General features: G+C 58.3%; 11 protein-coding genes. 4 read left to right on the forward strand and 7 right to left on the reverse strand.

Annotation, left to right across the window (positions count from 1 at the left end):
* Positions 1-2858, reverse strand: a 2858-nt coding sequence (locus B3759_RS16460) for an efflux RND transporter permease subunit (RefSeq protein ID WP_291367688.1), incomplete at its 3' end; no start/stop codon positions are given.
* A gap of 9 nt (positions 2859-2867) precedes the next feature.
* Positions 2868-4124 (reverse strand): MdtA/MuxA family multidrug efflux RND transporter periplasmic adaptor subunit, encoded by a 1257-nt coding sequence (locus tag B3759_RS16465; protein ID WP_291367689.1) that lies wholly within the window; start codon positions 4122-4124, stop codon positions 2868-2870.
* A gap of 469 nt (positions 4125-4593) precedes the next feature.
* On the opposite strand from B3759_RS16465, the gene B3759_RS16470 reads away from it, so the two are divergent.
* The gene (locus B3759_RS16470) at positions 4594-5196 is read left to right on the forward strand and encodes an ankyrin repeat domain-containing protein (RefSeq protein WP_408736513.1); all 603 of its coding nucleotides are present in this window, start codon (positions 4594-4596) and stop codon (positions 5194-5196) included.
* A gap of 184 nt (positions 5197-5380) precedes the next feature.
* Here B3759_RS16470 and B3759_RS16475 read toward each other — a convergent pair whose 3' ends face one another.
* The 3 genes from B3759_RS16475 to B3759_RS16485 all read right to left on the reverse strand — a co-directional run bounded on the left by B3759_RS16475 (position 5381) and on the right by B3759_RS16485 (position 7666).
* Positions 5381-6523, reverse strand: a complete 1143-nt coding sequence (locus B3759_RS16475) for a site-specific DNA-methyltransferase (protein WP_291367692.1) — start codon at positions 6521-6523, stop codon at positions 5381-5383.
* Positions 6520-7152: a ribonuclease HII gene (locus tag B3759_RS16480; protein ID WP_010666319.1), complete on the reverse strand. Its 633-nt coding sequence runs from the start codon at positions 7150-7152 to the stop codon at positions 6520-6522. The genes B3759_RS16475 and B3759_RS16480 overlap by 4 nt, the downstream gene beginning before the upstream one ends.
* Positions 7153-7363: 211 nt before the next feature.
* Positions 7364-7666 carry a CsbD family protein gene (locus tag B3759_RS16485; RefSeq protein ID WP_173572864.1) on the reverse strand — a complete coding sequence of 101 codons (303 nt, stop codon included), beginning with the start codon at positions 7664-7666 and terminating at the stop codon, positions 7364-7366.
* A 204-nt stretch (positions 7667-7870) separates the two neighbouring features.
* Between B3759_RS16485 and B3759_RS16490 the strand changes: the two genes are divergently transcribed.
* Positions 7871-9268: an MFS transporter gene (locus B3759_RS16490; RefSeq protein WP_291367706.1), complete on the forward strand. Its 1398-nt coding sequence runs from the start codon at positions 7871-7873 to the stop codon at positions 9266-9268.
* 188 nt (positions 9269-9456) lie between these two features.
* Here the strand turns inward: B3759_RS16490 and B3759_RS16495 are convergent, their stop codons facing one another.
* Entirely contained in the window at positions 9457-10293 is an 837-nt protein-coding gene (locus tag B3759_RS16495; RefSeq protein ID WP_291367696.1) for an alpha/beta fold hydrolase, read from the reverse strand.
* Between the two features lie 97 nt (positions 10294-10390).
* On the opposite strand from B3759_RS16495, the gene B3759_RS16500 reads away from it, so the two are divergent.
* On the forward strand, positions 10391-10900 hold the full coding sequence (locus B3759_RS16500; RefSeq protein WP_291367697.1) for a MerR family transcriptional regulator: 510 nt from the start codon (positions 10391-10393) through the stop codon (positions 10898-10900).
* On the opposite strand, the gene B3759_RS16505 is transcribed toward B3759_RS16500, so the two are convergent.
* Positions 10897-11589: a type 1 glutamine amidotransferase domain-containing protein gene (locus tag B3759_RS16505; protein WP_291367698.1), complete on the reverse strand. Its 693-nt coding sequence runs from the start codon at positions 11587-11589 to the stop codon at positions 10897-10899. The genes B3759_RS16500 and B3759_RS16505 overlap by 4 nt on opposite strands.
* 154 nt (positions 11590-11743) lie before the next feature.
* Here B3759_RS16505 and B3759_RS16510 point away from each other — a divergent pair.
* On the forward strand, positions 11744-12309 hold a 566-nt coding region (locus tag B3759_RS16510; protein WP_291367699.1), incomplete at its 3' end, for an NAD-dependent epimerase/dehydratase family protein.

The following is a 12309-nucleotide window of genomic DNA, read 5'->3' on the forward strand; positions in this document are numbered from 1 at the left end:
AAGTCGATCATCATGATGGCGTTCTTCTTGACGATACCGATCAGCAGCACGAGACCGATGATCCCCATCACATCCAGTCCTGCCCCCGAAATCCGCAGCATCAGCAGTGCGCCGATGCCGGCGGAGGGCAGGGTGGACAGGATCGTGACCGGATGCACGAAGCTCTCATAGAGAATGCCGAGCACGATATAGACCGCGATCAGCGCCGCCGCGACAAGGAACAGCTCATTGCTCAGAGAGCCCTGAAACGCAGCCGCCGTTCCCTGAAACGAGGTCTGAAAAGCCGTCGGCAGTTTAAGCTGCTTCTCGACACGCCGGATCGCGTCCGTGGCCTGTCCGAGCGCATAGCCTTCTGACACGTTGAAGGAGATCGTCGTGGCCGGGAACTGACCGAAATGCGTGATCAGCAGAGGGGCCGTTTCCCGCGTGATGGTCGTGACGGCAGCCATCGGAACGAGGCCGGAGGTCGGCGAACGGGTCGGGCCGGAGGTACTCTCGCCGGAGTTGCCGGAGATGCCCGGCAGGTAAAGCTGGTCAAGTGAGGCAAGGCTTTTCTGGAAAGCCGGATCAGCTTCCAAAATCACGCGATACTGATTCGACTGCGTGTAGATGGTCGAGATCTGACGCTGACCGAAGGAGTCATACAGCACGTTGTCGATGGTCTGCGGCGTGATCGAGTAACGCGCGCCGGTCGAACGATCGAGCGTGACGCGGGCGACCAGTCCTTCCGCCTGAAGGTCGGATGTCACGTCAGACAGGGAAGGTTCCTGCCGCAGGGCATCAACCAGCTTCGGCACCCAAGTCTTGAATTCGTTGTAATCCGGGTTTTCCAGCAGGAACTGGTACTGTGTGGCGGCGACCGTCGTGTCGAGCGACAGGTCCTGCACGGGCTGGAGATAGAGGCTGATGCCCGCAATGTTCGCGGTTTCCTCACTCAGACGCGCCGCCACTTCCTGAGCGGAACCACTGCGTTCGTCATGCGGCTTGAGGTTGATCAGGAAACGGCCCTGATTGAGTGTCGAGTTCTGTCCGTCCACACCCACGAAGGAAGACAGCGACACAACATCCGGATCTTTCAGGATCGCCTGAGCCAGCTCCTGCTGATGGGTTTTCATCGCGTCGAAAGACGTGGCCTGAGCGGCGACGGAAATGCCCTGAATGACACCGGTGTCCTGAACCGGGAAGAACCCCTTGGGGATTTCCCACGCCAGAAAACCGGTCAGCAGCAGGGTTGCACCAAAGACCAGAAGCGTGGTGCCCGAGTGCGCCAGTACGACATCCAGCGCCCGGTCATACGCCGCGATGAGCCGGTTGGTGGCGACTTCCATACGGGCCGACCAGCGCTGGAACCATGTCTTGGCGTCTTCCACAGTGTGCGGACGCTCACTCAGGAGACGGGCGCACATCATCGGCACGAGCGTCAGGGAGACAACGGCGGAGAGAATGATGGTGATGGCCAGCGTCAGCGCAAATTCGTGGAACAGACGCCCGATCACGTCGCCCATGAACAGCAGCGGGATCAGCACGGCGATCAGCGAGATGGTTAGCGAGATGATGGTGAAGCCAATCTCGCCCGCGCCCTTCAGGGCGGCCGTCATGCGGTCGTCACCCTGCTCGATATAGCGGGAGATGTTCTCGATCATGACGATGGCGTCATCCACGACAAAGCCCGTGGCGATGGTCAGTGACATGAGCGAGAGATTGTCGAGCGAGAAGCCCAGCAGATCCATGACGGCGAAGGTGCCGACAATGGAGAGAGGCACGGAAAGGCTCGGGATGATCGTGGCCGGGATGTTGCGCAGGAACACGAAGATCACCGCAACGACCAGCGCCAGAGCCAGAAACAGCTCGAACTCCACATCGGCGACGGAAGCGCGGATGGTGGTAGTGCGGTCGGTGAGGGGAACAATGTCGATCCCCGGCGGCATGGATTCCTGAAGCCGCGGCAGGATCGCCTTGATGTTGTCCACCACCGCGATCACGTTCGCACCCGGCTGACGCTGCACGTTCAGCACAAGACCGGGTGTCGTGTTGGCCCACGCGGCCAGCTGTGTGTTTTCAGCGCCGACGACAACCGTGGCGACATCCTTCAGACGGATCGGCCCGTTGTTCTGATAGGCAATGACCTGATTCAGAAGCTGCGTCGCGCTGGCGATCTGTCCATCCACGCGCAGGGTCGAGGCGCGCTGAGCGCCGTCGAACGTGCCGGTTGGGGAATTGACGTTCACATTGCCAATCGTGGTCCGCAGCGTATCGAGATCGAGGCCGTAGGATGTCAGCTTGGGAATGTTGACGCGCACCCGGATCGCCTTGCGATTGCCGCCCGACAGGGTGACGAGACCAACGCCGGAAATCTGACTGATCTTCTGCTCAAGCCGCGTATCGACATAGTCCTCGACCTCCGGCAGCGGAATGGTCTTCGAGGTAATGCCAAGCGTCAGCACGGGAGTGTCGGCAGGGTTGACCTTGGCGTAGGTTGGTGGCGCGGGCAGATCGGTCGGCAGCAGCGAATTGGCCTGATTGATCGCAGCCTGCACTTCCTGCTCGGCCACATCCATCGACATGCTCAGCCCGAAGCGCAGTGTGACGACAGATGCGCCACCCGAAGAACGGGAGGTCATCTGGTCCAGTCCCGGCATCTGCCCGAACTGGGTTTCCAGTGGCGCCGTGACGGAGGTGGCCATCACATCCGGACCCGCACCCGGATAGAAGGTCTGCACCGTGATGGTCGGATATTCGACCTCCGGCAGCGCTGAAACGGGCAGGAAGTGATAGCCCAGAAGACCGGCGATCAGGATCGCCACCATCAGCAGGGTGGTGGCGACGGGCCGTTCGATGAAGATGCGTGAGGGGTTCACGGTCTGGCGTCAGTTGGTGCTGTTGTGATGACGGTGTGACGAGGCCGGATGCGCATCCTGCTGCTGCTTGGTCGTGTCCGGGTGGTCGGCAGGAATGCTCACTTCGGCTCCGGCGCGAAGATGGTCGGTGCCGTCCGTCACCACGCGATCGCCCGGTTTCAGACCATCGCTGACAACCGTGCGCGTGCCGTCCGTAATGCCCGGTTTCACATTGCGGACATCGACGGTGTTGTCGCTTTTCACGACATAAACGAACTGGCCGTTCGGACCGGTCTGGAGCGCATTGGACGGGACAATGATGGCGTTATGTAGCGTCTTCACCAGCAGGCGGGCGTTCACGAACTGGTTGGGAAACAGGTGTTCGTCCTCGTTTGGGAAAATGGCGCGCAGACGGACCGTTCCCGTAGCGGTGTCGATCTGGCTGTCGAGCGAACTGACGCTGCCGGTGGCGATCTTCTGCGTGTTGGAGCTGTTCCAAGCTTCTACCTGCAACGGGTTGCCAGCGCGAAGCTGATCGGCAACTTCCGGCAACTGGTCCTGCGGCAGGGTGAAGATGACGGAAATGGGCTGCATCTGGGTCAGGATGGCCAGACCGCCTGACTGCCCCGCCGTGACGTAGTTGCCCTTGTCCACGGCGCGGATACCGACGCGGCCATCCACGGGTGCGGTGATGTGGCAGTAGACGAGCTGAAGTTTCTGATTATCGACCAGCGCCTGATCAACCTTCACGGTGCCTTCAAGCTGCTTGACCGTAAATTCCTGATCCCGCGCGGTCATGGCGGCCACACTGTCCTGCTTGATCAGCTTCTGATAGCGGGCATTGTCGATGCGGGCGCGTTCAAGCTGAGCCTGATCCTGCGCAAGCTGGCCCTGATACTGGTGCAGCGCGACCTCGTACGGACGCGGATCAATGATGGCGAGCAAATCGTCTTTCTTGACGTGCTGGCCCTCCGTGAACTTCACGTCCATCAGATAGCCCTCAACACGGGTCTGCACCGTCACGTTGGTGATGGGCACCACGGTTCCGAGTTCGGTCAGAATGACGGGCATATCACCGGTCGCGACAGTCTCCACCGTAACCGGCTGGGCCACCCCCGTGGTCGAGCCGACTCTGCGGCTGGTTTTTTCACGATGACCAAGAAAAACATAAGCCAGTATGCCGATCAGCAGCAGGACAAGAATGACCCATATCCAGCGGCGGGAACGGGAAGATCGGTGGGGCGAAGGGGACGGAGAGGGAGCAGGAGAAGAATTGTGTTCACTCATAACTTCTGTCGATTTCCGTCCACAGTTCTGTTGGGGCGTTCTGAAAGGGCTTGTGTCGATTAAGCAGAGGTCTGACCCGAAGTCTGCATAGCAGTAAAAAGCCCATCTTCAACATTCGGGAACGGTGCTTTCAGCCTTTAAAAAAGTTTTCATATCACATGAGTGTTTAATTTTATCATGCTGAAAATACGAAACTTTTTCCTGTGAGGCGTAAACAGACGTGAACATGAAATTTTGTTAATTTTTATGTTCTAATTGCAAGTCGTTCTCGTTTGGGGAGGCATTGTGAAATATTGCAACGGGCCAACAGGTTTTTGCTACATTTAGTATCAGAAAAGCTGCTGCGAGAATTATTTTAGATTTCACGAAAATACCGATTCGGCATCACTGGCAAAAAAGTGTTTTTTTTACTAAGTGATGAGGTGCTGGGAGTACCAATCGCACAATGTACAGCTTCTTCTGTTCTGATATGAAACGCCGGTCCGTCCGGCAGGGGCTCATACCTCTTCTGCTGCTGGCAGGGGTGGTGTGTGTGACGCCCATTCACTGCGCCCACGCGCAGGATGCGGATCAGGAGGAAGCGGAAGACGCCGCCAAACAGGCCGAAGCCAGACGGGACGCCCGCAAGGCAGCGCCGCCTGCGGCGTTGCCAGGCGCGCAGTCGAACGAAGATGAGGCCGGTCACGCCAATGGCGACATGGAGCCGACCGCTGCCCTGTTTGAAGCGATCAACCGGGGCAGTCTGGGCGCTTCCAAGGAAGCCGTCAGCCGTGGCGCGGACCTGAACGGGCACAATGTGCTGGGGCAGACGCCTCTGGATATGGCCATCGACCTGAACCGTAACGACATCATGTTCTTTCTGCTGTCCATGCGCACCATTGATGATTCTGCCGGTGTGACAACCAGCACGGTGGCGAATTCCGGCATCAGCATGAGAAACGGCTCGGGTCACTTGAGTATCGGCGGTCGCGCAGCCCGTGACAAAACCCAGTCGGTTATCGATCGACGCTACGATGCTTCAGGCGGACAGGCCCAGCCATCGGTCGGCTTCCTCGGGTTTGGTGGCAGCTAGAGCTGCCTGCTTACAGATTGAGTGATTGCAGGGGGCGTTCTTCGGAGCGCCCTTTTTGATTCCCGGCAAGAGCGACATCAGGGAGGCCAAATGTCTCTTACCTGTCGATTGTCGGGAAATCTTCCGGCTGTGCTTTTACGTCTGCCGGATCAGACACAGACGCATGCGATAGAGGCCACCATCGTCACTGGGCGGCGATGGGAACCTCGGCGCTGGCCAGAGCAAGAGCTTCCGCGTCAGCGGCAAGGCTCTCCGACCGCAGCGCATCCAGCGGCACCAGTGTGTCATCACGCTCGAAATGCCAGAACGTCCAGCCGTTGCAGGACGGAGCATTCGTCAGCAGCGCGCCCAGCTTGTGGATGGACCCGCGCTGTGTTCCGCTGACCAGCGTGCCGTCCGGCGTCACTGTGGCGGACACGCGGCGCTGGCGGTCATAGACCACCGTTCCTGCGGTGATGAAGTTTCGCTCGACCAGACTGCCGAACGGCACACGCGGCGCTTCCCGCTTCATTGGCGTGGTGGCGACGGCGTCCTGTGGTAGAGCCTCTTCACGCTCAACGCGCTCGGCAGCGGCCTTTGCGTAATCAGGGTGACGCTCGATGCCGACAAAATGACGACGCAGGCGCTTCGCCATGGCGGCTGTCGTGCCGGTTCCCGTGAAGGGGTCGAGGATCACGTCGTTCTCAGCCGTAGAGGCCAGCAGCACGCGGTGCAGCAGGCTTTCCGGCTTCTGTGTCGGATGCAGCTTCAGGCCGTGCTCGTTGCGCAGGCGTTCATTGCCCGTGCAGAGCGGCAGATACCAGTCCGAGCGCATCTGCACGTCGTCATTCAGAGCCTTCATGGCCTGATAGTTGAAGCGATACTTGCTGTCCTGACTGCGGGCCGCCCAGATCATCGTCTCATGTGCGTTGGTGAAGCGACGGCCCCGGAAGTTCGGCATCGGATTGGATTTGCGCCACACGATGTCATTCAGGATCCAGAAGCCGAGATCCTGAAGGATCGCGCCCAGACGGAAGATGTTGTGATACGAGCCGATGACCCAGATCGTGCCGTCCTTGTGCAGCAGACGTCGCGCCTCACTCAGCCATTCCCGTGTGAAACGGTCATAGGTTTCCAGATCCGAGAATTTGTCCCAGTCATCGTCCACACCGTCCACGACGCTGTCATCTGGACGACGCAGTTCACCACGAAGCTGAAGGTTGTATGGTGGATCAGCAAAGATGCAGTCGACGCTGGCCGTCGGCAGGCTGCGCATGACATCGACGCATTCACCACAGAGGATCTTGTCGAGCGGAAGGTCTGAAGTGTTCTTGATAGCGCCGCTCATGCAGGGCCTCCGTTGGCGAGAGTGAGTTCAAGCTGCTTGCGGACAGTGCCGAAGCCGCGGCGATGGTGCGGAGTGCACCCTTGTGTCGTAATGGCGTTTCGATGAGCGGCGGTGCCGTAACCTGCGTTCTTCGCCCAGCCATAGCCGGGCCAGCGCGCATCCAGGCGGCTCATGATCTTGTCGCGTGTAACCTTGGCGAGGATCGAGGCGGCGGCGATGGACAGGCTGATGCCGTCTCCACCCACAATCGTGCGCACAGGCACGTCGAGAGGCGGCTTGCGGTTGCCGTCGACCAGCGCGATGCGGGGAGGGGACGGCAGTTTGCCCACGGCGCGGGCCATGGCGAGTTGCGCTGCCTTCAGGATGTTGAGCTGAAGAATTTCTTCGACCGAGGCGGCGGAGATCCCGATTTCAATCCCTGGAACACTCGGCAGGCGTGCGGCAATAGCCTCACGACGGGCCGTTGTTAGCGCCTTTGAATCATCGATGCTTGCCGCCAGATCCTCAGGAACGCCTGCGCCGAAAACTACGGCAGCCGCAACGACAGGGCCGGCGAGAGGACCGCAACCGGCCTCATCCACTCCGGCCACGCGGCCCCCATATTCTGTTTCCAGCAAAAAATCCGGCATGGTCCCCTTTCCGAAGTCTCAAAACGACTCGATATGAATCATCGAGTCGTTTGAATCACGATTCGCAATAAAGGAAAACCATTTTCTCTCGTGACCGCGCAAGAGTCGCGAGCAAAAAAAATCTCCCACAAGGGGAGAAAACAGGATGACTCTTCACGAGTCGTAAAAAAGGGGGCGGATCGCAGACCCATCCCCCTCCTGAATGTGAGGCTCAGCCCTTGCGACGCGGCATCAGCAGCCAGCCGATGAACGTGCCAACCGCAGCGGCGATACCCAGCGCGCAGAGCGGCTTGTCACGCACGAAGGACACGCCTTTCTCCACTAGGCTCTCGCCTTCCTCATACAGATCGGCAAATTCCTCGCGGGCGATGCCGGCGAGCTGGTCGACCTTGCCGTCAGCCTGAAGGCCCATATCTCCCGTCAGACCGCCAGCCGCATCCTTGATGTGACCTTTAGCCTGATCGACGACGCCATGAATTTTTTCTTCTGTGGTGTTGATCTTGTCGTCTGACATGTCTGTCTTCCTTCTCACAATTCTGAGGCGTCAGTGGGACGCGGAACCGCAAAGCGGCTCCTGTCGGTATAGTTGGAACCGATCTCACTGATGATGCAACGCTTTTTATGGCAAACAGTTTTAATGGGTAATTCTGATCAGACATGAGTGACTGCGGTCATCCGTCTGTTGTGCCCCGATTGGAAAATCTGTTTTGTGGCCCGCATGCCAGCCCTTCGCCGATCCCAGATCATCGCTCTGACCATCTCCAGCCTCCTGTTCATGGAGCAGCTCGATGGCACTATTCTGGCAACGGCCCTTCCGGCCATCGCGTCTTCGCTGCATGTGGACCCGGTGGCGGCCTCCGTGGCGCTGACCTCCTACATCGTCGGACTGGCTATCTTCATTCCCGCATCCGGCGCGGTGGCTGATCGCTTCGGCAGCCGCACGACCCTGATGACGGCGATCTCCCTGTTCATTATCTGCTCCATCCTTTGCGGGCAGGCGAGCAGTCTTCCCGTATTGGCCTTCGGACGCATGCTGCAGGGAGTAGGGGGCGCATTGATGGTCCCTGTCGGCAGGCTGGTGCTGCTGCGAAGCGTCGCCAAATCCGAACTGCTGAAAACCATGACATGGATGATGATGCCCGCCACGCTTGGCCCGATGCTCGGCCCCGTGCTGGGTGGCTTCATCACAACCCTGCTGTCTTGGCGCTGGAATTTTTACATCAACGTACCCGTCGGATTGCTCGGACTTTACCTGACGTGGAAACACGTTCCCCAGTTGCGGGAAAAGCAGAGCCGTCCCTTCGACTGGCCCGGTATGGGACTGGCTGGTGGCGGTCTGGCGCTGCTGTCCTTCAGCGCGGAGATGATCAGCCACAACGCAAAACCCTACTGGTTTTCCGCCAGTCTGCTGATCGCCGGAGCCTGTCTGTTTCTAGGCTATTTCCGTCACATGAAGCGCTGCCCCAATCCGGTGCTTGATTTCCGGCTGATGGATGTTCCGACCTTCCGCCTGTCCGTCCTGAGCGGTGCGGCTTCGCGTCTTGCCGCCGGGTCATTTCCGTTCCTGATGCCCGCTATGTTGCAGATCGGTTTCGGACTGAGTCCAGCGCAAAGCGGTATGGTCGTCTTTGCAGCCCCCATCGGAGCGCTCTGTTCGCGTCTGTATGTGCCGCGCCTGTTCCGTCGCTTCGGTTTCCGGACCGTGATGATGACAATGGGTTGGGGCGGCGCGCTCACTTTTGGCGCAATCGCCTGTTTCCAGCCGGGCTGGCCGCTCTGGGCGCTGACACTGGTGCTGCTGGCGTCCGGTGCCGTGCAGGCCATCCAGTTCTCGGCTTACAACTCCATCGCCTATGCCGATCTGCCGGAAGAGCGGATGAGCAATGCGACCAGTTTTTATTCCACCTTCCAGCAGATGATGCTGTCAGCTGGCATCTGCGTGGCCGCACTGGCCGTGACGGTGTCGCGCACTGTTCAGGATCATCCTCAGGCGGTGGCGGCGGATTTCAGAGTGGGGTTTCTGGTGGTGGGCGCGCTGACCTGCATTGCAGTGCCGGTGGCCGCACGGTTGCGGCCGGATGCCGGGGCAAATGTGAGTGGGCATGGGAAGAAGTAGAGGGCTTTGTTTTTAAAGTAATTGATGGAAGCAAGTCAGCTTTCACGCTCATTGCAAACACTACGTCTGTAAGCGACGTTATCGTAAATCCGATCATGCCGGGAAAATTTTACAACAGTCACTTGGCAGGCAAGACCACAAAGCCTTCACCTGCCAGATGGAAAGACAACATCGCTACGGCACACGTTTCATCCGGTGATAAACGCCAGAATATCGGCGTTGATGATGTCCGCATGTGTCGTGTGCATGCCATGCGGATAACCGGGATAGATCTTCAGCGTGCTGTCCTGAAGCAGCTTGTCCTGAAGGATCGCGGCGTTCTTGTAAGGCACGACCTGATCATCATCGCCCTGCAGCACAAGCACCGGCACTGTGATGGCCTTCAGGTCTTCTGTCTGGTCGGTTTCGGAGAAGGCTTTGATCCCTTCATACTGGGCTTTTGCACTGCCCATCATGCCCTGACGCCACCAGTTACGGATCGTCCCTTCGGAAACTTCTGCTTCCGTGCGATTGAAGCCGTAGAACGGACCCGTGGGCACGTCGAGAAAGAACTGCGCGCGATTGGCGGCCAGTCCCGCACGCAGTCCGTCCAACACTTCGATCGGTGCGCCATCAGGACTGCGATCCGTCTGGACCATCAGAGGCGGCACTGAACTGATGAGCACGGCCTTGGCGACACGCCCCTGAGGCTGACCATATTTCGCGACATAGCGGGCAACCTGTCCTCCGCCTGTCGAATGCCCGACATGGATGGCGTTTTTCAGGTCAAGATGTTCGACAACAGCTGATGCGTCAGCTGCGTAATGATCCATGTCGTGCCCGTCGCTTACCTGCACCGAACGTCCATGACCACGACGGTCATGCGCGATCACGCGAAACCCCTTGCTCAGGAAGAACAGTATCTGCGTGTCCCAGTCATCGGCGCTGAGCGGCCATCCATGATGGAAGACGATCGGCTGGGCAGTCTTCGGTCCCCAGTCCTTGTAGAAAATTTCCGTGCCGTCGGATGTCGTGACGAATGGCATGATACATCTCCTGAACAATTCAGAGCTTGATATTGTCCAGACGCTAACGTTGAACATAAGTTCAACGTCAAGATGAATTTGGAATAGGAAACCGGACATGAGGATTGGGGAACTGGCCCAGAAAAGTGGTCTGACGACTTCCAAAATCCGGTTCTATGAGCGCATTGGATTGCTAAAAGCAGTTGACCGTCGGTCCAACGGATACAGAACCTATTCATCTCAGGCCGTGACCATTCTGGGTCTTATCATAACGGCGCAGAGAGCCGGGTTTACCCTCGACGAAATCCGCGCCCTGCTGCCCTCTGATCTGACACATTGGGATCATGCGGCCCTGACAGGCGCCCTGACGCGTAAGGTTGCGGATATTGAGGCACTTCAGGCTCGCCTGACCCAGAGTAAAGCTCATCTGTTGCGTCTGATTGAAGATATTAAGACGCGTCCTGAAGATATGGACTGCGCGGCCAATGCCCGTCGCATTCTGACAAACGTACTTGCTGAGCCTGCTGAAGATCTCGACATCACGTCTGACGGTGTGCGTCTTCTGGATAAAGCGGATCGTCGTCAGTCAATAAGCCCGGATCTCAGAAAAAAAGCGGCATCCCGTTAAATCGCGTTCAAAAGAGAGACAACTTTTCTCGCGGTTGCCAGGGCGGATAGCGGGTTCTGCCCCGTCACGAGCCTTCCATCCGTCACGACATGGGACATGAAGGGCAAAAGGGCCTTTTCGTAAATTGCACCCCGCGCTTTCATCCGCGCCTCAGCGTTGTAAGGAATCTCGCGCGCGACGCCTGCTAGTCTCTCCTCAGTCCATGAAAACCCGGTCACTTTCCGGCCTGAGACCAGAAGCGAACCGTCTGCAAGCCGGGTGTTCAGAAGCCCGCAGTAACCGTGACAGACAGCGGAGACAACGCCGCCCTTTTCCCACAATGCACGGGTAATGGCCTGCAGACCGACGCTGTCCGGAAAATCCCACATCACGCCATCACCGCCGGTGAAATAGATCGCATCGTAATCGTCCGGATTGATGTCTGCGGGGCAATCCGTTGAAGACAGCAGGGCCATTTTTGCCGGATCGGCCAGCCAGGCTCTGGCAGAGGCATCGCGCATTGGCCATTTCAATGCTCGCGGATCAAGCGGAACCTTGCCGCCTTTGGGGCTGACAATGCGTTGTTCATAACCGCTGGCGGCAAATACATCCCAGGCGTGCGTCAGTTCCGACAACCACAGTCCGGTCTGATGAGCCGAATTGGAAAAATGAGAAATGTTAGTGGCAACGTGCAGGATATGACGATTCATGACAGGCCCCTTTCAGTGCGGCAGGGTGCGCCGACACACTAAGCCTCTAACGTTCGAGCCTGATTAAAGGTCAATATGCCCTTTGACATTAAATCTGACTTCAACGTTAGCCTGCGTATCCATTACCTGCGAGACAACGCGGAGAGTGAAACGCATGCAAACGATCCTGGGCGCGAATGGTCAGATCGCCACCGAACTGGCGCGGACATTACATCAGCATCATACGGGGGAGTTGCGGCTCGTGAGCCGCAATCCTCGTAGGGTCAACGAAGACGATACTCTCATGGCAGCGGACCTGCTTGATGCAGGGCAGGCGATACAGGCAGTGAAAGGCAGCCGGATCGTCTACTTCACGGCTGGCCTGCCCCCTGACAGCAAACTCTGGGAAGAGCAGTTTCCCGTTATGCTTAGAAATGCGTTACAGGCGTGTAGAATGGCGGGTGCGAGCTTTGCCTATTTCGACAATACCTACATGTATCCGCAGAACAGTCAGATCCAGACGGAGGAAACGCGCTTTGCCCCGGTTGGCCGGAAAGGGCGGGTGCGCGCCGCAATGGCCTTGATGGTGCTGGAGGAGATGGCACGCGGGGACATTCCCGTGCTCATCGCCCGCGCACCGGAATTCTACGGTCCGGGAAAAACGCAAAGCTTCACCAATACCCTTATCATTGACAGACTCAAGGCGGGTAAAAGACCGCTGGTTCCTGTCCGTGACGACAC

Origin of the sequence: Acetobacter sp. UBA5411 (genome assembly GCF_002409645.1) — a bacterium.
Taxonomy (GTDB): Bacteria; Pseudomonadota; Alphaproteobacteria; order Acetobacterales; family Acetobacteraceae; genus Acetobacter.

Excerpts from the sequence above, each read along its gene's own strand:
- B3759_RS16495 (WP_291367696.1), bottom strand. The coding sequence starts at position 10,293 with ATGCCATTCGTCACGACATCCGACGGCACGGAAATTTTCTACAAGGAC.
- B3759_RS16465 (WP_291367689.1), bottom strand. The coding sequence starts at position 4,124 with ATGAGTGAACACAATTCTTCTCCTGCTCCCTCTCCGTCCCCTTCGCCC.
- B3759_RS16480 (WP_010666319.1), bottom strand. The coding sequence starts at position 7,152 with ATGCCGGATTTTTTGCTGGAAACAGAATATGGGGGCCGCGTGGCCGGA.
- B3759_RS16470 (WP_408736513.1), top strand. The coding sequence starts at position 4,594 with ATGAAACGCCGGTCCGTCCGGCAGGGGCTCATACCTCTTCTGCTGCTG.
- B3759_RS16485 (WP_173572864.1), bottom strand. The coding sequence starts at position 7,666 with ATGTCAGACGACAAGATCAACACCACAGAAGAAAAAATTCATGGCGTC.
- B3759_RS16475 (WP_291367692.1), bottom strand. The coding sequence starts at position 6,523 with ATGAGCGGCGCTATCAAGAACACTTCAGACCTTCCGCTCGACAAGATC.
- B3759_RS16490 (WP_291367706.1), top strand. The coding sequence starts at position 7,871 with ATGCCAGCCCTTCGCCGATCCCAGATCATCGCTCTGACCATCTCCAGC.
- B3759_RS16500 (WP_291367697.1), top strand. The coding sequence starts at position 10,391 with ATGAGGATTGGGGAACTGGCCCAGAAAAGTGGTCTGACGACTTCCAAA.
- B3759_RS16505 (WP_291367698.1), bottom strand. The coding sequence starts at position 11,589 with ATGAATCGTCATATCCTGCACGTTGCCACTAACATTTCTCATTTTTCC.